Annotated in this window: 22 protein-coding genes; 4 read left to right on the top strand and 18 right to left on the bottom strand. The window is 61.1% G+C overall.

Annotation, left to right across the window (positions count from 1 at the left end):
* Window positions 1-234: 234 nt before the first annotated feature.
* The 18 genes from cadC to rpsB form a co-directional block, all read right to left on the bottom strand.
* Window positions 235-1,755 (bottom strand): lysine decarboxylation/transport transcriptional activator CadC, encoded by a 1,521-nt coding sequence (cadC, locus tag ACPW75_RS02845; protein ID WP_077096812.1) that lies wholly within the window; start codon window positions 1,753-1,755, stop codon window positions 235-237.
* Between the two features lie 404 nt (window positions 1,756-2,159).
* A complete protein-coding gene (gene accA, locus ACPW75_RS02840) occupies window positions 2,160-3,110 on the bottom strand; it encodes an acetyl-CoA carboxylase carboxyl transferase subunit alpha (RefSeq protein ID WP_016349878.1) in 951 nt (316 codons plus the stop codon).
* 16 nt (window positions 3,111-3,126) lie between these two features.
* On the bottom strand, window positions 3,127-6,606 hold the full coding sequence (dnaE, locus tag ACPW75_RS02835; RefSeq protein ID WP_077096823.1) for a DNA polymerase III subunit alpha: 3,480 nt from the start codon (window positions 6,604-6,606) through the stop codon (window positions 3,127-3,129).
* 38 nt (window positions 6,607-6,644) lie between these two features.
* Entirely contained in the window at window positions 6,645-7,235 is a 591-nt protein-coding gene (gene rnhB, locus ACPW75_RS02830; RefSeq protein WP_039212964.1) for a ribonuclease HII, read from the bottom strand.
* A gap of 75 nt (window positions 7,236-7,310) precedes the next feature.
* Entirely contained in the window at window positions 7,311-8,450 is a 1,140-nt protein-coding gene (gene lpxB / locus ACPW75_RS02825; RefSeq protein WP_011705104.1) for a lipid-A-disaccharide synthase, read from the bottom strand.
* Entirely contained in the window at window positions 8,443-9,234 is a 792-nt protein-coding gene (lpxA, locus tag ACPW75_RS02820; protein WP_011705103.1) for an acyl-ACP--UDP-N-acetylglucosamine O-acyltransferase, read from the bottom strand. The genes lpxB and lpxA overlap by 8 nt, the downstream gene beginning before the upstream one ends.
* A gap of 5 nt (window positions 9,235-9,239) precedes the next feature.
* The gene (fabZ, locus tag ACPW75_RS02815) at window positions 9,240-9,701 is read right to left on the bottom strand and encodes a 3-hydroxyacyl-ACP dehydratase FabZ (RefSeq protein WP_010634777.1); all 462 of its coding nucleotides are present in this window, start codon (window positions 9,699-9,701) and stop codon (window positions 9,240-9,242) included.
* A 24-nt stretch (window positions 9,702-9,725) separates the two neighbouring features.
* Window positions 9,726-10,745, bottom strand: coding sequence for a UDP-3-O-(3-hydroxymyristoyl)glucosamine N-acyltransferase (lpxD, locus tag ACPW75_RS02810; protein WP_011705102.1), 1,020 nt, complete (start codon window positions 10,743-10,745; stop codon window positions 9,726-9,728).
* 3 nt (window positions 10,746-10,748) lie between these two features.
* On the bottom strand, window positions 10,749-11,261 hold the full coding sequence (locus ACPW75_RS02805; protein ID WP_011705101.1) for an OmpH family outer membrane protein: 513 nt from the start codon (window positions 11,259-11,261) through the stop codon (window positions 10,749-10,751).
* A gap of 148 nt (window positions 11,262-11,409) precedes the next feature.
* On the bottom strand, window positions 11,410-13,833 hold the full coding sequence (gene bamA, locus ACPW75_RS02800; RefSeq protein WP_011705100.1) for an outer membrane protein assembly factor BamA: 2,424 nt from the start codon (window positions 13,831-13,833) through the stop codon (window positions 11,410-11,412).
* A gap of 34 nt (window positions 13,834-13,867) precedes the next feature.
* Window positions 13,868-15,220, bottom strand: coding sequence for a sigma E protease regulator RseP (gene rseP, locus ACPW75_RS02795; protein WP_016349871.1), 1,353 nt, complete (start codon window positions 15,218-15,220; stop codon window positions 13,868-13,870).
* Window positions 15,221-15,302: 82 nt separating this feature from the next.
* Window positions 15,303-16,496: a 1-deoxy-D-xylulose-5-phosphate reductoisomerase gene (gene ispC / locus ACPW75_RS02790; protein ID WP_077096816.1), complete on the bottom strand. Its 1,194-nt coding sequence runs from the start codon at window positions 16,494-16,496 to the stop codon at window positions 15,303-15,305.
* A 63-nt stretch (window positions 16,497-16,559) separates the two neighbouring features.
* Window positions 16,560-17,417 carry a phosphatidate cytidylyltransferase gene (locus ACPW75_RS02785; protein WP_005303453.1) on the bottom strand — a complete coding sequence of 286 codons (858 nt, stop codon included), beginning with the start codon at window positions 17,415-17,417 and terminating at the stop codon, window positions 16,560-16,562.
* Window positions 17,418-17,443: 26 nt separating this feature from the next.
* On the bottom strand, window positions 17,444-18,220 hold the full coding sequence (gene uppS, locus ACPW75_RS02780; RefSeq protein ID WP_011705097.1) for a polyprenyl diphosphate synthase: 777 nt from the start codon (window positions 18,218-18,220) through the stop codon (window positions 17,444-17,446).
* A 72-nt stretch (window positions 18,221-18,292) separates the two neighbouring features.
* On the bottom strand, window positions 18,293-18,850 hold the full coding sequence (gene frr / locus ACPW75_RS02775) for a ribosome recycling factor (protein WP_011705096.1): 558 nt from the start codon (window positions 18,848-18,850) through the stop codon (window positions 18,293-18,295).
* Window positions 18,851-18,944: 94 nt separating this feature from the next.
* Window positions 18,945-19,679, bottom strand: a complete 735-nt coding sequence (pyrH, locus tag ACPW75_RS02770) for a UMP kinase (RefSeq protein ID WP_011705095.1) — start codon at window positions 19,677-19,679, stop codon at window positions 18,945-18,947.
* A gap of 71 nt (window positions 19,680-19,750) precedes the next feature.
* Window positions 19,751-20,632, bottom strand: a complete 882-nt coding sequence (gene tsf / locus ACPW75_RS02765; RefSeq protein WP_016349867.1) for a translation elongation factor Ts — start codon at window positions 20,630-20,632, stop codon at window positions 19,751-19,753.
* A gap of 104 nt (window positions 20,633-20,736) precedes the next feature.
* Complete coding sequence (rpsB, locus tag ACPW75_RS02760; protein ID WP_005303470.1) at window positions 20,737-21,465, bottom strand: 30S ribosomal protein S2; 729 nt, start codon at window positions 21,463-21,465, stop codon at window positions 20,737-20,739.
* 359 nt (window positions 21,466-21,824) lie between these two features.
* Here rpsB and map point away from each other — a divergent pair, with 359 nt between their 5' ends.
* From map to ACPW75_RS02740, 4 genes are all read left to right on the top strand, one after another.
* Complete coding sequence (map, locus tag ACPW75_RS02755; protein WP_077096818.1) at window positions 21,825-22,613, top strand: type I methionyl aminopeptidase; 789 nt, start codon at window positions 21,825-21,827, stop codon at window positions 22,611-22,613.
* A gap of 97 nt (window positions 22,614-22,710) precedes the next feature.
* A complete protein-coding gene (gene glnD, locus ACPW75_RS02750; protein WP_024946045.1) occupies window positions 22,711-25,365 on the top strand; it encodes a bifunctional uridylyltransferase/uridylyl-removing protein GlnD in 2,655 nt (884 codons plus the stop codon).
* A gap of 166 nt (window positions 25,366-25,531) precedes the next feature.
* A complete protein-coding gene (gene dapD / locus ACPW75_RS02745; RefSeq protein WP_077096820.1) occupies window positions 25,532-26,359 on the top strand; it encodes a 2,3,4,5-tetrahydropyridine-2,6-dicarboxylate N-succinyltransferase in 828 nt (275 codons plus the stop codon).
* Window positions 26,360-26,486: 127 nt separating this feature from the next.
* On the top strand, window positions 26,487-26,870 hold the full coding sequence (locus ACPW75_RS02740) for a DUF3461 family protein (RefSeq protein ID WP_011705091.1): 384 nt from the start codon (window positions 26,487-26,489) through the stop codon (window positions 26,868-26,870).
* Window positions 26,871-26,911 lie beyond the last annotated feature (41 nt).

The raw sequence follows: 26,911 nt of genomic DNA, 5'->3' as shown, positions 1-26,911 counted from the left end.
CTGGTTCGGAGGTTCGGAGGTTCGGAGGTTCGGAGGTTCGGCGGGGAGACAGAGAGACAGTTCGATGCTGGTGCCAAGGATGGCGGCAACCATGGCTCATGCCTGCACGGGGCAAACCTGGGATGGGGATGGATACGGCTGAGAGAAGGTCAGACGGCGCGCCCGCCGGCGCCCCTCAGGCAACCGGCGGGGAGCGCCGCCTTGACGACAGGGCCGGGATGGCCCCGGCGGGAATCAGAACAGCTTCACCTTGCTCTGACCAAGGGCATTGAACAGGGCCGGGGTGAGGGTTTCCATGTTGCTGTAAAAACCGAGCTGCTGGCAGAGCAGATAGGTCTGCTCGGTCGCCTCCATCAGGAAGGCCTGGCTGTAGGCATCCCCCGCCGCCTCGGGGCGGCCATCCAGCTCGGCCAGCTTGCCACGCAGAATGTGATAGAGCACGGAGCGGCCCCGGCTGGCGGCCTCGGCCAGCAGACGGGTAGCCTCCTGCTGCTGTCCGTTCAGGATCGCCTGCAGGGTGAGGGCCTCCCAGACCCGGGCCGGCAGGGCGGCCTGCTCCCGTACCACGCTGGCCAGATGGGCACCTATGCCCTGCAGGCGCTCGCTCTGGGAAGTCCCCGTCAGGGTCGCCAGCGCTTCCCCGGCCAGATAACGCTCCGCCAGCAGCAGCGGCTGATCCGGCTGACTGGCCAGCGACTTGTCGAGCAGCTCGACGCCGCGTTTGAGGGCCACCGGGTCCTGGCTGTTGATGTAGTAGTGCGCCTCCATCATGGCCATCAGCGCCCCGTCATCCGTCGGCCAGCCCATGCCGGGCAGCACGTCCGGCTGATCGAGGGCGCGCAGCAGATCCTGGCTGCTCGCCTGCAACACCCCGTGCACGTTGTGACGGCTGAGCTGGTACTGGTGGCTGAACAGCACCCGGTTGGTGTTGATGTTGCGGTACTCCAGATCGAGATAGGTGCCCCCCGGCTGGCGGGAGACCCGTACGCTCAGCTCCTTGCCGGGCAGGATGCCCCCCATCAGGGTGTTGGCACCATACTGCACCCGCAGCGGCGTGGCGGCGGCCACCTCCCCCATCAGGGCGCGGGTGATGCCGTCGGCCAGGCGCACGTTCTCGTTGCTGCCATCCATGCCGGAGTGAAAGCGAAATACCAGCAGGTCGGGATCCAGCATGGAGTGCACCTGGGGGCTGGCGTGCTGATAGCTGAGCAGGCTGACGATGGAGACCAGGATCACCGCGACGAAAACATCGAAGCCGATCATCTTCCAGCGGCTGCGGCCATCCTGGGCGTGGCTCGAGATGGCCCGGGTCAATGGGCCGGCCGGGAAGGGGGCCGCGGTGACCACGGCCTCCACGTCCTCCTCTGCCAGCGGCGGGCTCAAATCGCTCTGGACTTCGTTGCCAGCTGGCGCCATCACCACCGACACCACTTGCAGCGGCCTCACCGGCGCCACCAGCTTGTAGCCGCGCTTGGGCACGGTGACTATGTAGTCGGCGGCATCGTTGCGACCGTCTTTGAGGATCTTGCGCAGCTCGAAGATGGACTGGGTCACCACCTGATCGGTCACTTCGGCGCCGTCCCACACCTCGTTGATCAGGCAGTCACGCCCAAATACCGTGCCGGCGTTACTGGCCAGGAAGCGCAACAGATTGACTAGCCGGGGCTCGAGGTAGACCTCGCGGTCGGGACGACACAGCATGTTGTCGTCGACGCTCAGGGTCCAGTCATGGATCTCAAAAACTGATTCGCTCATGATTCACTCGCTGCAGATGGAGACGATGCACGATGAGAGTGACGTAACACCGGGGCGGCTGGACGCAGCAGGGTGCTGCACAAGACTGGGCCGCCGGGAAGGTGAACATTCCTGTGAATCAGGCCGGGCTGACCTGTTTACGTCCGCAGAGCGTCCTTGCGGGCATGCCGATCGGGTCGATCGGAAACAATCACTTTAAGCAAAACGGGAGCGGGATCCCACTTTTTTTGGCTACAAATCGCAGTTGAATTGATCCAACAGGGTGGTTTTGGCAAACATCGTGCCAACAGGTATCCATATGAACAGGATTTTTCACTGCCCCGCTTTCGCCCAAACTCTCGCCCAGAAAAAGAAGGCCCCCGCAGAGCGGGGGCCTTCCAGCATGGTGCGATACCGAAGCGGGCTTAGCAGTAGCCGTAGCCCAGCAGGCGCTGGTAACGCTGCTCCAGCAGCTGCTCGGTCTCGAGCGGGCGCAGGGCGTTCAGATCCTGCTGAATGCGGTCTTTCAGGCGCTTGGCCATCTTTTCCACATTGCGGTGGGCGCCACCGAGCGGCTCCTCGACGATGTTGTCGATGAGTTTCAGCTCTTTCAGCCGCTGGGCGGTGATGCCCATGGCGTCGGCCGCGACCGGCGCCTTGTCGGCGCTCTTCCACAGGATGGAGGCGCACCCTTCCGGCGAGATGACCGAGTAGGTGGAGTACTGCAGCATGTTGACGCGATCGCCGACGCCGATGGCCAGGGCGCCGCCGGAGCCGCCTTCACCGATCACGGTGCAGACCACCGGCACGGTCAGACCGGCCATGACTTTCAGGTTGCGGGCAATCGCCTCGGACTGGCCGCGCTCCTCGGCACCGACGCCAGGGTAAGCACCCGGGGTGTCGATGAAGGTGATGATCGGCATCTTGAAACGCTCGGCCATCTCCATCAGGCGCAGGGCCTTGCGATACCCTTCCGGGCGCGGCATGCCGAAGTTGCGCTTGATCTTCTCCTTGGTCTCGCGCCCCTTCTGGTGACCGATGACCATCACCGGCTCGCCGTCGAGACGGGCGATGCCTCCGACGATGGCCTTGTCATCGGCATAGGCGCGATCGCCGGCCAGCTCGTCGAAGTCGGTGAAGATGTGCTCGATGTAGTCGAGGGTATAGGGGCGCTGGGGATGACGCGCCATCTGGGATACCTGCCAGGCCCCCAGATCGCCGAAGATCTTCTTGGTCAGCTCTTCGTTTTTCTTCTCCAGCCGACGGATCTCTTCTTTAAGATCCACGGCGTGATTGCCTTCACTCACATGACGGAGTTCGTCAATCTGCGCCTGCAACTCGGCGATCGGCTGTTCAAAATCCAGAAAAAGACTCATAGGGACTATAGATCCTCTAATCAAAAACCAATTCAACCCGCTCTCGTCCAAGCAGGACGCGCAAGTCATCTATCAGTTGATCGGTGGGCGTCACCCGCCACTCGGTACCGAGCGTCAATCGCACCCGGGAGCCGGGGCGACGATAGTTTACCTGAACCGGACAGACTCCGGCACGGGCGGGTTCCAAAATCTCGCACAAACGCGGGAAAAAACGATCATCAATCTGCTGTTCATCGAGAGAGATGCGGATCGCCCTGGCAAAACGCTCTCTCGCATCGTTGATATCCAGTAATTCACGGGCCGACATTTTAAGGCCACCGGAGAAGTCATCAAAGCTGACCTGTCCAGAAACCACCAAAATACGGTCTTTTTGCATCAATTCTTCATACTTTTCCAGCGCTTCACTGAACAGGGTCACATCGAGGCGACCGGAACGGTCGTCCAGGGTGAAGATCCCCATCTTGTTGCCACGCTTGGTCACCATGCTGCGCGCCGCAATCACCAAGCCGGCGGCCGTGGTCACGGTATCGCGGGAGGTGGGGTGCAGATCGCACAGACGACCCGAGGTATAACGACGCAGCTCGCCGCTGTACTGGTTGATGGGGTGACCGGTGAGGTAGAGCCCGAGGGTCTCGCGCTCCCCTTCCAGCCACACCTTGTCAGGCCAGTGCGGTACGTTGGCGAACGCCTTCTTGACGTCGTCTATCTCTTCGGTGAGCACGCCGAACATGTCGACCTGACCCACCGCCTGCGCCTTGGCGTGCTGCTCGGCGGCGCGCATCGCCTCCTCCAGGGTCGCCATCAGGGCGGCGCGGTGGGGGCCGAGCCGATCCATGGCGCCGGAGAGGATGAGCTTCTCCATCACCCGCTTGTTGAGCTTCTTGATGTCGACCCGGTTGCAGAAATCGAACAGATCGCGGAACGGCCCGTCCCGATCCCGCGCTTCCAGAATCGCATCGATGGGGCCTTCCCCCACCCCCTTCACCGCGCCGATGCCGTAGACGATGTGGCCATCTTCGTTGACGCTGAAGCGATAGCGACCGGTGTTCACGTCCGGCGGGATCACGGTCAGCCCCATCCGCTGGCACTCGTCCACCAGGGTCACTATCTTGTCGGTGTTGTCCATGTCGGCGGTCATTACCGCCGCCATGAACTCCGCCGGGAAGTGGGTCTTGAGCCAGAGGGTCTGGTAGGAGACCAGCGCATAGGCGGCGGAGTGGGATTTGTTGAAGCCGTAGCCCGCAAACTTCTCCACCAGATCGAAGATCTTCATCGCCAGCTCGCCGTCGACGCCGTTCTTTACCGCGCCCTCCTCGAAGCCGGCCCGTTGCTTGGCCATCTCTTCGGGTTTTTTCTTGCCCATCGCCCGGCGCAGCATGTCCGCGCCACCCAGCGTATATCCCGCCAGGGTCTGGGCAATCTGCATCACCTGCTCCTGATAGAGGATGATGCCGTAGGTGGGCTCGAGGATCGGTTGCAGACTCTCGTGCTGCCACTTCTCGTCCGGATAGGAGATAGCCTCCTTGCCGTGCTTGCGCTCGATGAAGTTGTCCACCATGCCGGACTGCAGCGGGCCCGGGCGGAACAACGCCACCAGAGCGATCATGTCTTCGAAGCAGTCAGGCTGCAGCCGCTTGATGAGATCCTTCATGCCGCGGGATTCCAGCTGGAATACCGCGGTGGTCTCGTAGCGCTGCAGCAGATCGAACGAGCGCTTGTCGTCGATGGGGATGGCGGCGATGTCGACCGGCGGCTTGCCCTCTTTGGCAAGGCGCGGGTTTATCATGCCGAGCGCCCAGTCGATGATGGTGAGCGTGCGCAGGCCGAGGAAGTCGAACTTCACCAGCCCGGCGTACTCCACGTCGTTCTTGTCGAACTGGGTGACCGGGTGATGGCCTTCGTCATCGCAGTAGAGCGGCGCGAAGTCGGTGATCTTGGTGGGCGCGATCACCACGCCACCGGCGTGCTTGCCGGCGTTGCGCACCACCCCTTCCAGCCGGCGCGCCATGTCGATGAGGTCCTTGACCTCCTCATCCTGCTCGTAGAGCTCGGGCAGCTTGGGTTCGGCCTCGAACGCCTTGGCGAGCGTCATGCCCGGATCCGGCGGAATGAGTTTCGAGATGCGATCGACGAAGCCGTAGGCGTGGCCCAGCACCCGGCCCACGTCCCGCACCACCGCCTTGGCCGCCATGCTGCCGAAGGTGATGATCTGCGATACCGCTTCCCGGCCGTACATCTCGGAGACGTGGTCGATCACCTCGTCGCGCCGGTCCATGCAGAAGTCGACGTCGAAGTCGGGCATGGATACCCGCTCGGGGTTCAGGAAACGTTCGAACAGCAGGTCAAATTCCAGCGGATCGAGGTCGGTGATCTTGAGGGCGTAGGCCACCAGGGAACCCGCCCCCGAGCCCCGGCCCGGGCCAACGGGGATGCCGTTGTCCTTGGACCACTGGATAAACTCCATCACGATGAGGAAGTAACCCGGGAAGCCCATCTGGTTGATCACTTTGAGCTCGATGTCGAGCCGCTCATCGTACTCGGGACGGCGCTCGGCCCGCACCGCCGGATCCGGGAACAGGAATTCCAGCCGCTCCTCCAGCCCCTCTTTCGACTTCATGACCAGGAAGTCTTCGGTGGTCATGTCACCGGTCGGGAAGTTGGGCAGGAAGTATTCACCGAGGCGCACCGTCACGTTGCAGCGCTTGGCGATCTCCACCGTGTTCTCCAGCGCCTCGGGGATGTCGGCAAACAGCTCCGCCATCTCCTCCTGGCTGCGCAGATACTGCTGCGGGCTGTAGCGACGCGGCCGGCGCTTGTCCATCAGGGTATAGCCGTCGTGGATGGCGACCCGAATCTCGTGGGCGTCGAAGTCATCGGCGGTGAGGAATACCACCTCATTGGTGGCCACCACCGGCAGCGCGAACTCGGTGGCAACCGCCACCGCCATGTGCAGGTAGACCTCTTCATCGGGGCGGCCGGTGCGCAGCAGCTCCAGATAATAGGCGTCGGGGAAGTGGGTCTGATAGAAGGCGAGACACTGCTCGGTCATCTGGCGGTTGCCCTTGAGCAGGAACTTGCCCACGTCCCCCTCGCGCCCGCCGGAGAGCACGATCACCCCCTTGGCGTGTTCGGCCAGCCAGGCCTTGTCGATGACCGGGCGCCCCTGCACGTGACCGCGCTGATAGCCGCGGGAGATGAGCAAGGTGATGTTCTGGTAACCGTCGTTGTCCATGGCGAGCAGGGTGAGGCGGAACTGCTCGTCGCCGAGCTCGTCACTCTGCACCCAGAAGTCGGCCCCGACGATGGGCTTGACGCCCTTGCCGTGGGCGGCGCCGTAGAAGCGCACCAGGCCGCACATGTTCATCTGGTCGGTCAGCGCCAGCGCCGGCATGTTGTTGGCCGCCGCCGCACCGACGATGGGATTGATCTTCTGCAGGCCGTCGACCATGGAGAAGTCGGAGTGGACCCGCAGGTGGATAAAACGGGGTTCAGCCATCGTCATCCCCTCTCGTTGCTCGGACTAAAGTGCATGGTCTATTCGATCCCCAGTGCGCGACGCACCGGTTTGAAACTTTTGCGATATTCGGGCAGCGGACCGCGCTCGGCCAGGATGGCGAGGTGCTCCGCGGTCGGATAGCCCTTGTGGCGGGCGAAACCGTACTCGGGATGACGGCTGTCCAGCTCGGTCATCTCCGCATCACGGGTCACCTTGGCCAGGATCGAGGCGGCGCTGATGGCTGCCACCAGGCTGTCGCCCTTGACCACGGCGCGAGCCTCCATCGGCAAACTTGGGCAGCGGTTGCCGTCGATGAAGACCAGCTCGGGCGCGATGGAGAGCCCCGCCACGGCGCGCTGCATCGCCAGCATGGTGGCGTGCAGGATGTTGAGCTCGTCGATCTCCGCCGGGCTGGCACGGCCAACCGACCAGGCCAGCGCCTTCTGTTTGATCTCGTCAAACAGGGCGAGGCGCTTCTTCTCGGAGAGCTTCTTGGAGTCGTTCAGCCCGATGATGGGATTGGCCGGGTCAAGAATCACCGCGGCGGTGACCACGTCACCCACCAGCGGGCCACGGCCCACTTCGTCCACACCGGCAACCAGCCTGTCGTCAGGAATATCGATCATCATCTTGTAGCCTTGAATCAAAACAGGCCCCGCAGGGCCTGGCGTCACGTTGGCGCAGCCCCTGCGGCCGCCCGGAAGTTATCTGCCGAGCAGCTCGGCCACCGCTTCGGCCGCCTGCTGATCCGCGTTGCAGCGGATGAGCTGATGGAGCTCGGTGAAGGTATTCACCAGCGCGCTGTTGTCGTGCTCGAAGAACTTGCTCACCTCGACCACCAGATTCTCCGGGGTGCACTCGTGCTGGATCAGCTCGGGCACCAGCATGCGACCGGCCAGCAGGTTGGGCAGGGAGACAAATTCGGTCTTCACCAGCCGCTGGGCCAGCCAGTAGCTGAACGGTTTGAGCTTGTAGCCCACCACCATCGGCTTTTTCACCAGCATGGCTTCAAGCGCCGCGGTGCCGGAGGCCAGCATCACCACGTCGGCGGCGATCATCGCCTCGCGGCCCTGCCCTTCCAGCAGCACCATGTCGAGATCCGGTGCCAGCTCGGCCTTGATGGCCAGGAACTGCTCGCGCCGCTTCTGGTTGACCAGCGGCACGATGAAACCGAGATCCGGATAGCGCACCGTCAGGTGCTTGCAGGCCTCGAGAAACAGGGGCGACATAAAGCCCACCTCGGCACTGCGGCTGCCCGGCAGCACCGCCAGCCAGCGCCGGTTGGCGTCGATGCCGAGGGTTCTGCGTACCGCGGCCTGATCCGGCACCAGCGGAATGTCGTCCGCCATGGTGTGGCCGACGAAGCGGCAAGGGGCATCGAAGCGGTCGTAGAAGGCTTTCTCGAACGGCAGGAAGGCGAGCACCATGTCGGTGGCGGCCTTGATCTTGTGAATGCGGTTCTGGCGCCAGGCCCACACCGAGGGGCTGACGTAGTGAACCGTCTTGATACCGGCGCGGCGCAGTTTGAGCTCCACCCCGATATTGAAATCCGGTGCATCCACCCCGATAAAGATGTCGGGCGGATTGGCGATGAAGTGGCGCAGCAGTTCGCGGCGGACCTTGAGAATGCGCGGCAGACGGCCCAGCACCTCGGTGATCCCCATGACGGAAAGCTCTTCCATCTCGAACAGCGCCTTCACGCCGAGGGCCTGCATGCGCGGCCCGGCGATCCCTTCGAACTGCGCGTCCGGGTAGCGGGCCTGTAGCTCGCGCACCAGGCCGGCAGCCAGAATGTCGCCGGAAACCTCTCCGGCGACGATACCGATGCGAACGGGATCAGGCACGGATGATCCCGCGCTCGTTGTCTTTGAGGAAATCCACGTAGAGCTGGATGGCCGGCTCGGCTTGCGCCATCTCAGTCAGCACCGGCAGCACCTCTTCGATGGTCTTGCCGGAGCGGAAGATCTCTTTGTAGGCGCGCTTGACGGCGGAGATGGCCTCAGGCGTATAACCACGGCGACGCAGCCCCTCGGAGTTGACCCCGAACGGCTTGGCGTAGTTGCCGGCGGCCATCACGTAGGGCGGCACATCCTTGTTGAGGGCGGCGCAGCCACCGACGAAGGCGTGGGAGCCGACGCGGCCGAACTGGTGGATCGCGGAGAGACCGCCGAAGATCACGAAATCGCCGATCACCACGTGGCCCGCCAGGGTCGCGTTGTTGGCGAAGATGCAGTTGTCACCGATGATGCAGTCGTGGGCAACGTGGACGTTGACCATGAACAGGTTGCCGCTGCCGATCCTGGTCAGGGACTGATCCTGGATGGTGCCGCGGTGCACGGTGCAGTTCTCGCGAAAGACGTTGTTGTCGCCGATCTCGAGGAAGGTGCGCTCGCCGGCGTACTTCTTGTCCTGGCAATCCTCACCGATGGAGGTGTGCTGGAAGATCTTGTTGCCGCGACCAATCTTGGTCGGGCCCTTGATCACCACATGGGAGCTGACCCAGGTGTTGTCGCCGATTTCCACCTCGGCACCGATGACAGAAAAGGGGCCGATTTCAACCCCTTTACCGATGACGGCAGACTCATGGACGACGGCAGTATCGTGAATGATGGCAGTCTGGTCGATCACGTGTGTTAAACCTCGCGTTTGGCGCACATCAGCTCGGCGGTACAGACCACTTCACCGTTGACCGTGGCCACACCGGTGAACTTGGCGATACCGCGACGCTCTTTCAGGAATTCCACGTCAAGCACCAGCTGATCGCCGGGGCCCACCGGACGCTTGAAACGAGCGTTGTCGATTGAGGCAAAGTAATAGAGTTCGTTGGGAGACGGCTTGCCCACCATGGTAAACGCCAGGATACCGGTGGCCTGTGCCATGGCTTCCAGGATCAGCACGCCGGGGAACACCGGCTTGGCCGGGAAGTGGCCCTGAAAGATCGGCTCGTTGAACGAGACGTTCTTGATGGCACGCAAAGTCTTGCGCTCATCGCTGATCTCGTAGTTTTCCACCTTGTCCACCATCAGGAACGGATAACGGTGGGGCAGCAGATCCATTATTTCCTGGATACCCAGGCTCTTCTTTTCAGTAGTCAAAACAGTACCCTATACCAATCGTGATTATTCTTGGTCCAGCTTCTTCTCAAGCTTGCTCAACCGCTTGTGCATCTCTTCGATACGCATCACCCGGGCGGCGGTCTTGCGCCACTCTTTATTGGTTTGCAGGGGGATGCCGGAAGAGTAGACACCGGGCTCGGTAATGGGTCGCATCACCATGGCCATGCCGGTAACGGTGGCCTGGTCGCAGATCTCCATATGCCCGTTAAAGACGGAGGCGCCGCCAATGATACAGTATTTGCCGACCTTGAGACTACCTGCCATCACGGTGGAGCCCGCCACGGCGGTGCCGTAGCCGATCTCGACGTTGTGGGCGATCTGGCACTGGTTGTCGATGATGACGTTGTCAGCGATGCGGGTATCTTCCAGCGCGCCGCGGTCGATGGTGGTGCAGGCACCGATCTCGACCCGGTTGCCGATGGTCACGCCGCCGAGCTGGGGGATCTTGATCCACTCGCCGCGCTCGTTGGCATAACCGAACCCATCGGCGCCGATCACTGTGCCGGATTGAACCAGACAGTCGGTGCCCATGGTGATGTTGTGATACAGGGTGACGTTGGCCCACAACCGGGAGCGAGCTCCCAGTCGGGTATTCTTGCCAACGAAACAGCCCGGACCGATGCGCACATCATCCCCCAGCACTACGCCGGATTCGATCACCGCATTGGCCCCGATGGCCACTCTCTCGCCCAGTTGCACGTCCGCCGCGATGACGGCGCTCGGATGGATATCCGTGGCCGGCTGCGGGGTGGTGTCCAGCAGTTGGGCTACCCGGGCAAAGCCCACATAGGGGTCTTTGAGCACCAGGGCATTGGTGGGACAAAATGGCAGATCCGCTTCTGTGATGAGCACGGCGGTCGCCTTGCTCTGCTCCAGATAATGCCGGTACTTTTTATTGGACAGGAAGGTGATATCCCCCTCCCCGGCCTTTTCCAGTGTCGCTACCTTGCGGATTTCCAGGGTTCCGTCGCCATGGACCTGGGCCCCCAGTTGCTGGGCCAGCTGTGCGAGAGTGAATGCCATCAATTAGTTGCTCTTGCTTACCTGAGAAATAACCTGGGCAGAGATGTCCAGCTTGCTGGCGGCGTACGGGGCGGCATTGCGCTCCAGCACCAGATCGTAACCATTGCTCTTGGCGATGGAATCGATGGCAGCCTGCACCTTGGTCAGGATCTTGTTGCGCTCTTCGGACTGACGGCGACCGTTGTCCTGTTCAAACGCCTGACGCTTCTGGTTGAACTCCATCTGCAGCTTGGCCAGCTTCTCCTGGTTCTGCTTCTTCTGCTCGGCGCTCATGAAGGCTTCGTCCTTCTTGAACTTCTCGACCAGTTTCTGACCGTCGGATTCCAGCTTCTGCAGCTCACGCATGCGCGGCTCGAATTCGCCTTTCAGCTTCTTGGAGACTGCTTCACGCTGGGGCAGCTTTTGGAATACTTCGCCCATGTCGACCACGGCGATCTTGGTCTCGGCCAAGGCGGAGCCCATGCCGGCAGCCATCAGTGCAAAACTCAAACCAGCTACTTTCAACGCTTTATTCACACTTACTCCTTGTTCCCTCATGTGAGGGCTACCTGATTTACCTGATTATGCAAGTGGTACCCGGACCGACTTGTTACCTGGTGAGGCACGCAAGCTGCGCGTCCCATCATTGAATACCCCCACCGCTGGGTGGGGGCAGAGTCCGTCCTTAGAAGGTACGGCCGATGTTGAATGAGAAGAACTCGGTCCGGTCGCCCTCGTACTGCTTGAGCGGACGGGCAATCGCGAACACCAGCGGGCCCATCGGGGAGAGCCACTGCAGCGACAGACCGGCCGAGGCGCGGTAGTTGGTCGGATCCGAATAGTCGGCCAGATAGTTGCAGCCGCTGAAGCAACGGTTGCGGTACTGGTCATAGTCGAAGGTGGTATCCCACACGGAACCGGCATCGATGAAGAAGCTGGTCCGCAGTTGCGGCTGATAGGTCTCGGACGCAAACGGCGTCGGCACTATCATCTCGAGGGAGGCGACCGCCAGGGCGTTGCCGCCCACCGAGCTATCGGTGCCCTGGATGACGTCGTTGCCGCTCAGGTTGTAGTAGTAGAGCGCCTTCGGACCCACAGTATTGCTCTTGAAGCCACGCAGGGTGTCGAAACCACCGGCGAAGTAGTTCTCGAAGAACGGCAATACGTGGTCATAGCTGCCGTTGCTGCCGTAGCCGTTGCCGTAGGAGGCACGCGCCTTGGCCATCAGCACCCACTTGTGATCCGCATCGAACGGGAAGTAGTGCGCGTCTTCGGCGTTGAGCTTGAAGTACTGCAGATCCATGCCCGGCACGGTCACCTTGGCGTTGACCCGCTGACGGTCGCCGGCGGTCGGGAACTGGCCCTTGTTGAGGGTGGAACGGGTCCAGCCGGCGGTGACGTCGACGGTGTTGAACACCATGCGGTTGTCGCCATCCTTGTTCTCGCTGTACACCTTCCAGAACTCATCCACCTGCAGATAGGGGTTGGGCTGGGACAGTTTGTTGTTTTCGACCCCGAGGCTGAAGTCGAGACGGTTGTTCTCGTTGACCGGGAAACCACTGGAGAGGCGGAAGCCGATGGTGGTGTTCTCGTAGTCCACGATGTTGGCGTCAGCCGCACTGAACTGGTTGTAGTAGAGACGACCGCCCAGGCTAACCCCGTCCACGGTGAAGTAGGGATCGTTGTAGCTGAGGTCGACGCTCTTGGAGTACTTGTTGGTACTGGCGGAGATGCCGATCTTCTTGCCGGTCCCCATGAAGTTGTCCTGCTGCAGGCCCGCCTGCAGACTCAGGCCAGATTCGGTACCGTAGCCGACACCGGCGTTGATGGAACCGGCCGGCTGCTCCTTGACCTTGAAGTCCAGATCGACCTGGTCATCGCTGCCCGGCACCCGCTTGGTATCCACTTCGGCGGTTTCGAAGAAGCCGAGGCGGTTGAGACGGGTCTTGGACTGCTCGACGCTGTCGGAAGAGAGCCAGGTGCCCTCCATCTGACGCATCTCGCGGCGCAGCACTTCGTCCTTGGTGGTGACGTTGCCGGTGAAGTTGATGTTGCGCACATAGACGCGGGGGCCCGGCTCGATGTTGACGATGAGCTCCACTTCCTTGGTCTGGTCGTTGACCTGCGGGAAGGTGACCACTTTCGGGTAGGCGTAGCCGTAGCGACCGAGGAACTTGGAGAGCACCTCTTCGGTGTGGGTCACCTGGCTGGCGGAGTAGATGCTGCCGGTCTCGATGGGGATGAGCCCCTTCATCTCGCCGCCGCGATCAATCAGATCGCCCTTGAGCTGGATGCCGGACACCTTGTATTGATCCCCTTCCTTGACGTTGAGGGTGACGTAGACCCCTTTCTTGTCCGGGGTCATGGAGACCTGGGTCGACTCCTGGGTAAAGCGGATGTAGCCGCGGTCCATGTAGTAGGAGCGCAGGGTTTCGATGTCGCCGGCCAGCTTCTGCTTCTGGTAGCGCTGGTCACCGGTGAAGTTCCACCAGGGCACGTCGTCCTTGAGGGAGAGCTGGGCCAGCAGTTTCTCTTCCGGGAACACGTTGTTGCCGACGATGTTGATCTGCTGGATCTTGGCCGCTTCCCCTTCCACAAAGGTGAACTTGAGGTCGACCCGGTTGCGCGGCAGCGGGGTGACGATGGCCTTGACCTTGGCGGAGTACTTGCCCACGCCGTAGTAGAAATCTTCCAGCCCCTTCTCGAGGGAGCTCAGCACGGTGCGATCCAGCGGATCACCCACCCGGATGCCGGAGGACTCCAGGCTCTGGGTCAGCTGCTCTTCCTTGATATCCTTGTTGCCGGAGAACTCGATGCTGGAGATGGTCGGCCGCTCTTTGACCGCCACTTGCAGCACCTGGCCGTCGCGGTAGACCTTGACGTCCTCGAAGTTGCCGGAGGCATAGAGCTTCTTGATGGCGTTGGCCAGCGTCACGGAATCGACGGAATCGCCCACCCGGATCGGCAGGTTCAGCAGGGCGGCACCCAGGGTCACCCGCTGCAGACCTTCAACCTGAATATCTTGCACCACAAAAGAGGCAGGGGCCGCCTGGGCCAGGAAACTGGCACCCAGCAGGCAACTCAACACCAATGCTTTTTTAACAGCCATTTTGTTCTTATGTGTCCTTGTTGATGCTCTGGCCTCAGAGGCGAGCGAAATCATTAAACAGCGCAATACCCATCAGTAACATCAGAATGGCGGCGCCAATCCGGAAACCCACTTCCTGAATTTTTTCTGATACCGGCTTGCCGGTGACTGCCTCGATGAGGAAGTAGACCAGATGGCCACCGTCCAGCACCGGCAGGGGGAACAGGTTGATGATCCCCAGGTTGACGCTGATCAGCGCCAGAAAGCCGAGAAAGTAGACCAGACCGTAGTCGGCACTGCTGCCCGCGCCCTTGGCAATGGAGATGGGGCCGCTCAGGTTGTCCAGCGAGACGATGCCACCGATCAGCTTGCCGATCATGTCGAAGGTCAGGGTGGTCAGGCTCCAGGTCTTCTGGGCACCCTGCCACAGGGCTTGCAAAGGCCCATACTGTAACAGAATCCGATACTCATCCGGTAATGGAACCAGTTGCGGCGACAGGCCGACAAAACCGACCAGCTGGCCCCGCACCTTCTTGGCATCCGGCGTCAGGGTCAGGGTCAGCTCGCTGCCCGCCCGCTCCACGGTCACCTCAAGCGGCTGCTGGGGCGACTGCTGCACCTGGTGGACAAACTGGGCCCACTCGGTGATCTCCTGCTCCCCTACCCGCTTGATGCGATCACCCGCCTGAACGCCGGCCTTCTCGCTGGCGCTCGCGGCCACCACCGCATCGACCACCGGCAGCACCTTGCCACCGAGCGGCACTATGCCCAGGCTGCCGATGGGAGACTCCTTGTCGGGGTCAAACTTCCAGCCGGCCAGCTGCAGGGTCTTGTCCACCGCATAGCTGGTGTTGGCCGCCTTGAGCTTGAGCTGGACGGAGTCATCGCCAAGGTGGCTGATGAGGGCATAGGTCACGCTCTCCCAGTCACCGGTCTCCTCGCCGCCGACGCCGACGATCTCCATGCCGGGTTCCACCCCGGCCGCCGCCACGATGGAGGCTGGACGCACCTCGCCCACCACGGGTTTGACGGCGGGTACGCCGATCATGAACATCAGCCAGAGGGCGAACAGGGCAAACACGAAGTTGGCCATGGGGCCGGCTGCCACGATGGCCATCCGCGCCCAGACACTCTTGTGATTGAAAGCGTACTGCTCGTCACCGGGTTTGAGCTCGTCCACCCGGCCGTCCAGCATCTTGACGTAACCGCCGAGGGGGATCAGGGCCAGCACGTACTCGGTGCCATCCTTGCCGAGCCGACGCCAGATAGCCTTGCCGAAACCGATGGAGAAACGTTCGACCTTGACGCCGCAGCGACGGGCCACCCAGAAGTGGCCGAATTCATGTACCGCAACCAGCAGCCCGAGGGCGACGATAAAGGCACCGATGTTCCACAACACACCGCCCATCAGCCCATCACCTCGCTTTCATGCATGGTCCTGTCTCCGACATTCAGGGTGAAGGCAGCACAATGCCACGAAACAGCTCTCATCAGCTAAGCTCCTCAATCAAATTGTGAGCACGGGCACGGGCCGCCCCATCCAGCGCAATCAAATCGTCCAGCGAACCGGCCGCCGTGCCGCCCAGAGCGAGCATGGTGGCCTCATTGACTCTGGCAATATCCATAAAACCGATCCGCTCTGCAAGGAAAGCCGCCACGGCCTCCTCGTTGGCGGCATTGAGGGCCGTGGTTGCGGCCTGTCCCTGCTGACAGGCATGCATGGCAAGCTGCAGGCAGGGATAGCGCTCATAGTCGGGACGGATAAAGCTGAACTCTCCGACACTGAAGAAATCCAAAGGTTCCACACCGGACTCGATTCGAGCCGGATAGGCCAGCGCGTGGGCGATGGGGGTGCACATGTCCGGATTGCCGAGCTGGGCCAGCACGGAGCCGTCCTTGTACTGCACCATGGAGTGAATCACCGACTGGGGATGGATCACCACCTGGATCTGCTCGGGCGCCGCGTTGAACAGCCAGCGCGCCTCGATATACTCCAGCCCCTTGTTGATCATGGTGGCGGAGTCGACCGAGATCTTGGCGCCCATGGACCAGTTGGGATGGGCGATGGCCTGAGCCGGGGTGACGCGGGCCAGTTCAGCGATGTCGGTATAACGGAACGGGCCGCCGGAGCCGGTCAGCAGGATCTTGCTGATGCCCGCTCCCGCCAGGTCACAAAAGCCCGGCTGGCGCTGGATGGCCTCGGGCAGGCACTGGAAAATGGCGTTGTGTTCGCTGTCGATGGGCAGCAGCTCGGCCCCGTGCTCGCGCACCGCCTCCATGAAGAAAGCGCCGGACATCACCAGGGCCTCCTTGTTGGCCAGCAGGATGCGCTTGCCGGCACGCACCGCAGCCATGGTGGGCGCAAGCCCGGCGGCGCCGACGATGGCTGCCATCACGCTGTGGGCATCGGGGTGAGCGGCCACTTCGCACAGGGCGGCCTGGCCAGCCATGACGCGAGTCGCGCTGCCGTGGGTCTTGAGTTGAGCGGCCAGCTCGCTGGCGGCGGCCTCGTCCACCATGACGGCGAAGCGGGGAGAGAATTCGAGACAGTCGCGCAGCATGGCCTCCACGCTGCGGGCCGCGGTCAGCGCCAGCACCTGCCAGCGCCCCGGATTGTGCCGCAGTACCTTGAGCGTACTCTGACCGATGGAGCCGGAGGCTCCCAGAATCACCAGGTTATGCATCAAAACTCCCGCTGTATGACGAATGGATGGCGCCCGCCGCAGGCAAACGCATCAGGCTGAGCATCAAAACTCCTGGCTGAGCAGCAGATAGCTGAGCAGGAACACCGGCAGCGCGGCGGTCAGGCTGTCGATCCGATCGAGGATGCCACCGTGGCCGGGCAACAGGGTGCCTGAATCCTTGATGCCGGCTTCGCGCTTGAACATGCTCTCGGTGAGATCGCCCAGCACCGATGCCAGCACCGCCAGCAAGGAGCAGAACAGCACGATGGCCATCTTGGCGGGCACAAAGCCCATGAACCAGGTCACCCCGACCGCCAGCAGGCTGGCGGTAAACAGGCCGCCACACATGCCTTCGATGGTTTTGCCGGGGCTCACGGCCGGCGCCAGCTTGTGCTTGCCGAACGCCTTGCCGAAAAAATACGCGCCAGAATCTGCCGCCCAGACCAGTCCCATCACGAACAGCAGGATCCAGGCCCCCATCATGGGGTCGTGATAGAAGTTGTAACCACGGATGGCCACCAGGGACCAGAAGAAGGGGACCAGGGTCACCAGGCCAAACAGGGACTTGAGCCAGATGGACTCCTTCCACAGCTTGGCGCTCTGGGGATAGCGCAACACCAGCAGCAGCCCCAGCAGCCACCAGCTGACGGCGGTCCAGAGCACGCCCATCACCAGCGGATGCAGATGAGGAGTCCACAGCTGCTCCACCGGCAGCCAGAACAGGCTGGCCCCGAGCAGCAGGCAGTACACCAGCGGCAGCCACTGCTGCGGCTTGGCAGAGACGAAGCCGCTCCACTCGCGGCTGGCCAACAGAAATACCAGGGATGCCAACAGGGCAAAGAATTTCAACGGCAGAAAAAACAGCGCCCCCAACACCAGGGGAACCAGTAGCAATGCGGTAATAATTCGTTGTTTTAGCAAAAGAAGCCTCTCTCTTGGGAGGGGGGTTAGCCGGTCTGTTGCTCGGCGATCAATTCCCGGATCTGTTCACCCGTGCAGCCGAAACGACGCTCACGGGCCACAAAGGAGGCAACGGCCTCGCTGAACTCGGCCTCGTTGAAATCAGGCCACAGCACCGGAGTAAAATAGAGCTCGGCATAGGCGAGCTGCCATAACACAAAATTGCTGATGCGATGATCGCCCCCGGTGCGGATCAGCAGATCCACCGGCGGCAGGTCGGCCATGCATACCTCGCGGCCAAGCATGGCTTCATCTATCTGGTCGGCAGCCAGTTCCCCGCTCGCCACGGCACGGGCCAGCTTGCGGGCCGCCTGGGCGATGTCCCACTGGCCACCATAATTGGCGGCGATATTGAGGGTCAGCCCCTGATTGTTGGCGGTCAGCGCCTCTGCCTTGGCAATCTTGGCCTGCAGACGCTCGCTGAAACGGGCGGTATCGCCGATCACCTTGAGCCGGATACCGTTGCTGTGCAGTTTCTTGACCTCACGACCCAGCACCGTCATGAACAGCTCCATCAGGGCACTGACCTCCCCTTCCGGGCGACGCCAGTTCTCGCTGGAAAACGCAAACAGGGTCAGCGCTTCTATTTTGGCTCGCGCAGCAAAGGTTACTGCTTCACGAACAGACTTCACACCTGCCTTGTGGCCATAGACCCGCATCTTGCCACGGTTCTGGGCCCAGCGTCCGTTACCGTCCATGATGATGGCGACGTGACGAGGCAAGGACGAATTGGCGCAATCACCTACGGCTGCCAAAAGCGACATTCATTTCTCCCACAAAGACAAAAGCGCCGTGCAGGGGCACTACACGGCGCTCGTAATATACCTGTCAGAGGCTTAGATTTCCATTAGCTCCTTTTCCTTCAGGGCCAGCGCTTCGTCTACCAGCTTGATGAAGGAATCGGTCAGCTTCTGGATCTCTTCCTGAGCACGACGGTCGTCGTCTTCGGAGATCTCTTTGTCTTTGAGCAGCGCTTTGAGGTCGGCGTTGGCATCGCGACGGATGTTGCGCACGGCAACCCGGGCACCTTCCGCTTCGGCACGCACGATCTTGGTCAGGTCGCGGCGACGCTCTTCGGTCAGCGGCGGCAGCGGCACGCGCAGGGTCTGGCCATTGCTGGACGGGTTGAGGCCCAGATCGGAGGTCAGGATGGCCTTTTCCACCGCCTGGATCATGGAGCGGTCAAAGATGGAGATGGAGAGGGTGCGGGCATCTTCAGCCACCACGTTGGCCAACTGTTTCAGAGGAGTGGCCGCACCGTAATACTCCACCTGGATACCGTCGAGCAGGCTCGGGTGAGCGCGGCCGGTACGGATCTTGGACATCTGGGTCTTGAGCGACTCTACGCTCTTGGCCATGCGGTCCTTGGCGTCGTTTTTAATCTCGTTGATCACAGTGGTTTTCCTTTTGGCGAACGAGCCGTCAACCGGCCCGTATCTATCTTATTGGCTGGCGTCATGGACAAACGAGCCGAAGCTCACGCTTGTCTCACTTGCTGACGTGATGGATCAGGGTACCTTCCGGCTCGCCCATGATCACCCGACGCAGCGCACCCGGCTTGTTCATGTTGAACACCCGGATCGGCAGATCGTGGTCGCGGGCCAGAGTAAAAGCAGCAAGATCCATTACTTTGAGTTCTTTTTCAAGAACTTCATCATAACTCAGTTCATGGCACAGCACGGCATCCGGGTTCTTGACCGGATCGTCGGTGAACACGCCATCGACCTTGGTGGCCTTGAGCACGACGTCAGCTTCGATCTCGATCCCGCGCAGACAGGCCGCAGAATCGGTAGTGAAGAAGGGGTTGCCGGTACCGGCGGAGAAGATCACCACCTTGCCGGCGCGCAGCTGGCTGATGGCTTCGGCCCAGACATAGGAGTCACAGATGCCTTGCAGGGAGATGGCAGACATCAGACGGGCATTCACATAAGCACGATGCAGGGCATCACGCATGGCCAGACCGTTCATCACGGTAGCCAGCATACCCATGTGGTCGCCCACCACGCGGTTCATGCCCGCCTTGGCAAGACCGGCACCACGGAACAGGTTGCCGCCACCGATGACCAGACCGACCTGAACACCCAGCTCAACCAGTTCTTTGATCTCTTGGGCCATCCGATCCAGCACCGCCGGATCAATGCCAAAACCCTCGGATCCTTGCAGGGCTTCACCACTCAACTTCAGAAGAACACGTCTGTATGCAGGCTTGGGATTGGTACTCATGTCACTGATTCCTGGTCATATAAAGACCGCGACATAAGTCGCGGTCTGGGGAAACGGAAAAACCGGTTCGATTAGGCCTTTTGAGCGGCCGCGATTTGGGCTGCAACTTCCGCAGCGAAATCGGTCTCTTGCTTCTCGATGCCTTCGCCCACTTCGAAACGGGTGAAGGAAACAACGTCAGCGCCTTCTTTCTTCAGCAGCTCGGCAACGGTCATGGAAGGATCTTTCACGAACGGTTGACCAGTCAGGGAAACCTCACCGGTGAACTTCTTCATGCGGCCTTCAACCATTTTCTCGGCGATCTCTTTCGGCTTGCCAGAGTTGATGGCGATGTCGATCTGGATTTCGCGCTCTTTGGCAACGACTTCAGCAGATACATCTTCCGGCTTGACGAATTGCGGGCTGTTGGCAGCAACGTGCATGGCCAGATCTTTGGCCAGCTCGTCGGAACCACCGGCCAGCTTGGTGATAACACCGATGCGGGAGCCGTGAACGTAGGTGCCCAGGTTGTCACCTTCAACCAGCATCACGCGACGCAGGTTCATGTTCTCACCGATCTTGGCGATCAGGTTGGTGATGGTCAGCTCAACGGACTCGCCGTTGCCGAAGTCAGCAGCTTTCAGCGCGTCAACGTCAGCGATCTTCTGGGTAGCGGCGATTTCAACGATTTTCTGACCCATGGCCAGGAAGCCGGCATCCTTGGAAACGAAGTCAGTCTCGCAGTTCAGCTCGATCATGACGGCAACGTTGCCTTCGGTACGGGCGAAGATCACACCTTCAGCGGCGATACGGCCAGCTTTCTTGGCGGCTTTGGCCTGACCGGATTTGCGCATGTTTTCGATAGCCAGTTCGATATCACCGTTGGCTTCTTCCAGTGCTTTTTTGCAATCCATCATGCCAGCGGCGGTGCGCTCGCGCAGTTCTTTTACCAGGGCGGCAGAAATGTTTGCCATGTCCAGTATCCTCGGTCTTGAATTGACAAGAAACAGGGGCCACAAGGGCCCCTGCTAACCAATTACATCAGCTTGGTTAATAAGGGCTTTGCAGTCCTTATCAATTACTCAGCTTCAACGAAGCCATCTTGTTCGGCTTGAACAACGATGTCCTGAGCGCGAGCTTCCAGTACGGTGTCAGCAGCAGCATTCAGGTACAGCTGAACGGCACGGATAGCGTCGTCGTTACCCGGGATGACATAGTCAACGCCGTCCGGGTTGGAGTTGGTATCAACGATGGAAACTACCGGGATACCCAGGTTGTTGGCTTCTTTGATAGCGATGTGCTCGTGGTCGGCATCGACAACGAACAGAACGTCAGGCAGGCCGCCCATGTTCTTGATACCACCCAGGCTCTTCTCCAGCTTTTCCATTTCGCGAGTACGCATCAGCGCCTCTTTCTTGGTCAGCTTGTCGAAGGTACCGTCTTGGCTCTGGGTTTCCAGATCTTTCAGGCGCTTGATGGACTGACGAACGGTTTTCCAGTTGGTCAGCATGCCGCCCAGCCAGCGGTGGTTAACATAGAACTGGTCGCAACGCTCAGCGGCTTCTTTTACGGCTTCAGACGCGGCACGCTTGGTACCTACGAACAGTACCTTGCCCTTCTTGGCAGCTACGGAGCTGATGAAGTTCATGGCATCGTCAAACATCGGAACGGTTTTTTCCAAGTTGATGATGTGAACCTTGCTGCGGGCACCGAAGATGTAGGATTTCATTTTCGGGTTCCAGTAACGAGTCTGGTGACCGAAGTGAACGCCGGCTTGCAGCATGTCGCGCATAGAAACTTTAGCCATTTTATACCTCTATTGGGGTTAGGCCTCCACACATCCCATATAACCGACCCGTTAAGGCACCCCGGCATATGTGTCGATGTGTGTGTGTTGTTTAAGTAAGGGTGATGGCATGAGGACACAAGTTCCCCATTCCGGCGCGCTTTATACCATAACTTTGGTCAGGACACCACCAGCCGAACCGCTAAAAATGGATCCCTGGGCAGCATGCTGCAGTGCCGATTTGACGCTGTGATGACAATCACACTGGAAGTAAACGGGGGTTGGGGATAAAATTTTGGCCTGATTGCAAACGCATCTATTTTTCATTACCTGATTGCCGGACATCGATAGATGCGCGATCAGGTCCCAAGAGAGATCCCATGTCCATTAAAATCAAGACACCGGAAGAGATTGAAAAGATGCGCGTTGCCGGCCAACTGGCCGCCGATGTGCTTGTCATGATCGCCCCCCACGTCAAGGCGGGCGTCACCACCGACGAACTGAACACCCTCTGCCACGACTACATCGTCGACGTGCAGCAGGCCATCCCTGCGCCGCTCAACTACCACGGCTTCCCCAAGTCCATCTGCACCTCGGTGAACGATGTGATCTGCCACGGCATCCCGAACCATAAGAAACTGCGGGAAGGGGACATCATCAACCTGGACATCACCGTCATCAAGGATGGCTACCACGGCGATACCTCGGCCATGTTCATTGTGGGTGAGACCACCCCGCTGCGCCGTCAGCTCTGCAAGATTGCGCAAGAGAGCCTCTACGCCGCCATCAAGCAGGTGCGTCCGGGCATGTGCATCACCGAGATCGGCGCCGTGATCCAGCCCATCGTCGAGAAGGCCGGTTTCTCCGTGGTGCGCGACTACTGTGGCCATGGCATCGGGGCCGAGTTCCATGAAGAGCCGCAGATCCTGCACTATCGCAACGGCGGCAAGCAGGAGCTCAAACCGGGCATGTGCTTCACCATCGAGCCCATGGTCAACAGCAAGAAGTACCACTGCAAGGTCAATCCGAAGGATGGCTGGACCGTGACCACCAAGGATGGCGGCGACTCCGCCCAGTGGGAACACACCCTGCTGGTGACCGAGGATGGCTGCGAGGTGCTGACGCTGCGCCCGGATGACACTATCGACCGTCTCATCAAACACGGTTAACATCAAACCCCGGCCTCCCGCCGGGGTTTTGTTTTTATCAGCCGCGACCCCGTGCGAGAACCGCGCACAGGCGTGCGACAGTAGAGTGTGAGACGCCATGGATGCCAGCCTGCTTTCCCCCCACCTGTTACCCGACGCTCAGCTCACCCGCGAGAACTGCAAGGAGTACCTGAGCCGTTTTCTCGGCTGGCTGCACGCCCGCTTCGATGCCGGTGACAACATCATCGAACTGGTGGCCACCCGCTCCGAATACATGGACGAGCTGCTGACCCGGTTGTGGCAAAAGTTCGGCTTCGACAAGACGGAACTCACCCTGATCGCGGTGGGTGGCTATGGCCGCGGCGAACTGCACCCCCACTCCGACATCGACCTGCTGATCCTCTACGAAGGGGACGAGCTGGACGAGGTGCTGGGGCTGCGCATCGGCGAATTCATTACCCTGCTGTGGGATCTCAAGCTGGAGGTGGGCCAGGCAGTGCGCAACGTGGCCGAGTGCCTCGAGCAGGGACGCGGCGACATCACGGTCGCCACCAACCTCATCGAGGCGCGCTACATCACCGGCCGCGAGGCGGGCTTCCAGCAGCTCAAAGAGGCCACCGGCCCCCAGCACTTCTGGCCGAGCGAGCAGTTCTTCAAGGCCAAACGCGAAGAGCAGGCCCAGCGCCACCAGCAGTTCCTCGGCACCGCCTACAAGCTGGAACCGGATCTCAAGAGCAATCCGGGCGGCCTGCGCGACATCCAGACCCTGGCCTGGGTGGCTCGCCGCCACTTCGGCGCCACCACCCTGTTCGAGATGACCAGCCACGGCTTTCTCAACCGGGCCGAGTATCGCGAGCTGCTCGACTGCCAGAACTTTCTGTGGAAGGTGCGCTTCGCCCTGCACATGGCCATCAACAAGGGCGACAACCGGCTGCTGTTCGATCGCCAGCGCACCGTCGCCCAGATGCTGGGCTTCGAGGGGGAAGGCAACGCCCCGGTCGAGCAGATGATGAAGCGCTTCTACCAGACGGTGCGGCGGGTCTCCGAGCTCAACGAGATGCTGCTGCAGCTGTTTGACGAGGCGATCCTCGGCAACACCGCCATGGACGTGCGCCGCCTCTCCGACGAGTTCCAGCTGCGCGGGCGCCTCATCGATGCGGTGGATTCCGAGCTGTTCGGCCGTGAGCCCGCCGCCATCCTGCGCCTCTTCTACCAGATAGCCCAGCACCCGGAGATTGCCGGTATCCACTCCGCCACCCTGCGCCAGCTGCGCGAGGCGCGCCGCAAGCTCAACTGCTGGCTGCAGGACTTGCCGGAATGCCGCCGCCTGTTCATGGCGCTATTGCGCCACCCCAACGGCATCGGTCAGCCGCTCACCCTGATGCACAAGTACGGCATCCTGGCGGCCTACCTGCCGCAGTGGAACCTCATCGTCGGCCAGATGCAGTTCGACATGTTCCACGCCTACACGGTGGATGAACACACCCACCGGCTGCTCAAGAACATCCACCAGTTTCCCAACCCGGCCAGCCGCCAGACCCACCCGCTCTGCCACGAGGTGTTCACCCGGCTGCGCAAACCGGAGCTGCTCAGCATCGCCGCCCTGTTTCACGACATCGCCAAGGGGCGGCGTGGCGACCATTCAGAGCTCGGCGCCGTCGATGCGCTGGAGTTCTGCCAGCTGCACGGTCTGGATCGCTACGAGAGCCGGCTGGTCGCCTGGCTGGTGCGCCATCACCTGCTGATGTCGGTCACCGCCCAGCGCCGCGATATCTATGACCCTGAGGTGGTCACCGACTTTGCCCAGAAGGTGCGCGACGAACAGCACCTCGACCTGCTTTACTGCCTGACCGTGGCCGATATCTGCGCCACCAACGACACCCTCTGGAACGACTGGAAAGGCACCCTGCTGCGCGAGCTCTACTTCGCCACCCAGAAGGCGCTGCGCCAGGGGCTGGAAAATCCGCCCGACATGCGCCTCAAGATCCGCGAGAATCAGCGCCAGGCCAAGCAGATCCTGGCCCAGCGCGACGTGCCGGAGGAGGCCATCAACCAGCTCTGGAGCGACTTTAAGGCCGACTACTTCCTGCGCCACACGCCGGAGCAGATCGCTTGGCACTGCCGCAAGATCATCGAACACGGCGACAACCCGGCGCCGCTGGTGATCATCGGCAAGCACCCGACTCGCGGCGGCAGCGAGGTGTTCATCTATTGTCGCGACACCCCGAATCTGTTCGCCACCGTGGCCTCGGCGCTGGATCAGAAGAACCTCAACATCCACGACGCCCAGATCATGAATTCGCGCAGCGACTACGTGCTCGATACCTTCGTGGTGCTCGAGCCCAACGGCGAGCCCATCAGCCCCAACCGCACCGCCACCATCAAGAAGGCGCTGGAGAAGGCGCTGCAGGAGCCGGGCAAACTGGTGCTGCGCAGCAAGCCCCTGTCACGGCGTCACCGCCAGTTCAGCGTGCCGACCCGGGTGGTCTTTCTGCCCCACAAGGGGGAGACCCGCCACACCCTGCTGGAGCTGACGGCGCTCGATACCCCTGGGCTGCTGGCGCGGATCGGTGCCGTGTTCCAGCAGTGCGGCCTGTCGCTCCATGCCGCCAAGATCACCACCATCGGCGAGCGGGTGGAGGACTTTTTCAGCCTCACCACCCTGGCCGGCGAGCCGTTGACCCAGGCCGAGCAGCAGGCGCTGGAGGAGCGGCTGGTCAACCAGCTCAACCCGCAAGAGTCGGCCGATGATGAGGGCAGGCCGGGCCTGTGAAGGCCTCACAAGACACCGAGTCTGCCCCTGATTTATCAAGCAGAACAAATGGTTGGACCACGCCAGCACAATAAATCGGCGTTCCCGTGAAGAAATCGGCCCGAGCCCTTAAAAACAATTGGAAAAGTGTGATACAACAAACAGAATTTTTTAAAGGAAACCTGTCATGACCGAGTTGCAACAGATCATCGAAGCGGCCTTCGAGCGCCGTGATTCCATCACTCCCGGCTCCGTCGATGCCGCCACCAAGGCCGCCATCCTGCAAGCCATCGACCTGCTGGACTCCGGCAAGGCTCGCGTTGCCGAGAAGATTGCCGGCGAGTGGGTGGTACACCAGTGGTTGAAGAAGGCGGTACTGCTCTACTTCCGCATCAATGACAACGGCATCATCAAGGGTGACGACGCCCAGTACTACGACAAGGTTCCCCTCAAGTTCTCCGACTACTGCGCCGAGCAGTTCAAGGCTGCCGGTGTGCGCGTGGTACCGCCGGCCACCGCCCGCAAAGGCTCCTTCATCGCGCCCAATACCGTGCTGATGCCCTCCTACGTCAACATCGGCGCCTTCGTCGATGAAGGCACCATGGTCGACACCTGGGCCACCGTGGGCTCCTGCGCCCAGATCGGCAAGAACGTGCACCTCTCCGGCGGCGTCGGCATCGGCGGCGTACTGGAGCCGCTGCAGGCCAACCCGACCATCATCGAAGACAACTGCTTCATCGGTGCCCGTTCCGAAGTGGTGGAAGGGGTGATCGTGGAAGAGGGCTCCGTCATCTCCATGGGCGTCTTCATCGGCCAGTCCACCCGCATCTATGACCGTGAGACCGGCGAGATCCACTACGGCCGAGTCCCTGCCGGCTCGGTGGTCGTCTCCGGCTCCCTGCCCTCCAAGTGCGGCAAGTACAGCCTGTACGCCGCCGTCATCGTCAAGAAGGTGGATGCCAAGACCCGTGCCAAGGTCGGCATCAACGCCCTGCTGCGCTCCATCGACGAGTAAGCGGTTTGCGGTGATTTAAAAGGGCGCCTGATGGCGCCCTTTTGATTTTGGCGCCCCTGTCACAGGCAAGCCACACCGACTCGGTTAAGATAGATTGGTCAGGATCGTTTCAAACCGAGGAAGCCCGATGTACGAGAATCTGAAGAGCCTGGGGATCCAGGAACCCACCTCAGTGGACAGTTATACCCTGCGCCAGGAAGCCAATCACGACATCCTCAAGATCTACTTCAAGAAACAGAAGGGCGAGTTCTTCGCCAAGAGCGTCAAGTTCAAATATCCGCGCCAGCGCAAGACCATGCTGGTCGATTCGGGCACCCACGAGTACAAGGATGTCACCGAGATCAACGCCAATCTCAAGTACGTGGTGGATGAGCTCGACAACCTGACCCAGGGCGTGCACGTGCAGGCCGACCCGGACATCAAGCAGAAGATCTTGCGCGACCTGCGCCACCTGGAAAAAGTGGTGCAGAACAAGATCAGCGAAATCGAGCGGGATCTGGAAAAGCTCTAAACCGGTCTGATGCAGCAAAGGCGCCCATGGGCCAATGCTGA

The organism is Aeromonas sp. FL131 (genome assembly GCF_049860615.1).
Lineage (GTDB): Bacteria > Pseudomonadota > Gammaproteobacteria > Enterobacterales > Aeromonadaceae > Aeromonas > Aeromonas hydrophila.
The sequence above is the reverse complement of the archived record's forward strand: the minus strand, read 5'-3'. Positions and strand labels throughout refer to the sequence as shown.

Bases quoted from the DNA above. Each gene is read 5' to 3' on its own strand.
- cadC (WP_077096812.1), bottom strand. From the start codon at position 1,755: ATGAGCGAATCAGTTTTTGAGATCCATGACTGGACCCTGAGCGTCGAC.
- accA (WP_016349878.1), bottom strand. From the start codon at position 3,110: ATGAGTCTTTTTCTGGATTTTGAACAGCCGATCGCCGAGTTGCAGGCG.
- dnaE (WP_077096823.1), bottom strand. From the start codon at position 6,606: ATGGCTGAACCCCGTTTTATCCACCTGCGGGTCCACTCCGACTTCTCC.
- rnhB (WP_039212964.1), bottom strand. From the start codon at position 7,235: ATGATGATCGATATTCCTGACGACAGGCTGGTTGCCGGTGTGGACGAA.
- lpxD (WP_011705102.1), bottom strand. From the start codon at position 10,745: ATGGCATTCACTCTCGCACAGCTGGCCCAGCAACTGGGGGCCCAGGTC.
- bamA (WP_011705100.1), bottom strand. From the start codon at position 13,833: ATGGCTGTTAAAAAAGCATTGGTGTTGAGTTGCCTGCTGGGTGCCAGT.
- rseP (WP_016349871.1), bottom strand. From the start codon at position 15,220: ATGGGCGGTGTGTTGTGGAACATCGGTGCCTTTATCGTCGCCCTCGGG.
- ispC (WP_077096816.1), bottom strand. From the start codon at position 16,496: ATGCATAACCTGGTGATTCTGGGAGCCTCCGGCTCCATCGGTCAGAGT.
- uppS (WP_011705097.1), bottom strand. From the start codon at position 18,220: ATGTCGCTTTTGGCAGCCGTAGGTGATTGCGCCAATTCGTCCTTGCCT.
- pyrH (WP_011705095.1), bottom strand. From the start codon at position 19,679: ATGAGTACCAATCCCAAGCCTGCATACAGACGTGTTCTTCTGAAGTTG.
- tsf (WP_016349867.1), bottom strand. From the start codon at position 20,632: ATGGCAAACATTTCTGCCGCCCTGGTAAAAGAACTGCGCGAGCGCACC.
- rpsB (WP_005303470.1), bottom strand. From the start codon at position 21,465: ATGGCTAAAGTTTCTATGCGCGACATGCTGCAAGCCGGCGTTCACTTC.
- map (WP_077096818.1), top strand. From the start codon at position 21,825: ATGTCCATTAAAATCAAGACACCGGAAGAGATTGAAAAGATGCGCGTT.
- glnD (WP_024946045.1), top strand. From the start codon at position 22,711: ATGGATGCCAGCCTGCTTTCCCCCCACCTGTTACCCGACGCTCAGCTC.
- dapD (WP_077096820.1), top strand. From the start codon at position 25,532: ATGACCGAGTTGCAACAGATCATCGAAGCGGCCTTCGAGCGCCGTGAT.
- ACPW75_RS02740 (WP_011705091.1), top strand. From the start codon at position 26,487: ATGTACGAGAATCTGAAGAGCCTGGGGATCCAGGAACCCACCTCAGTG.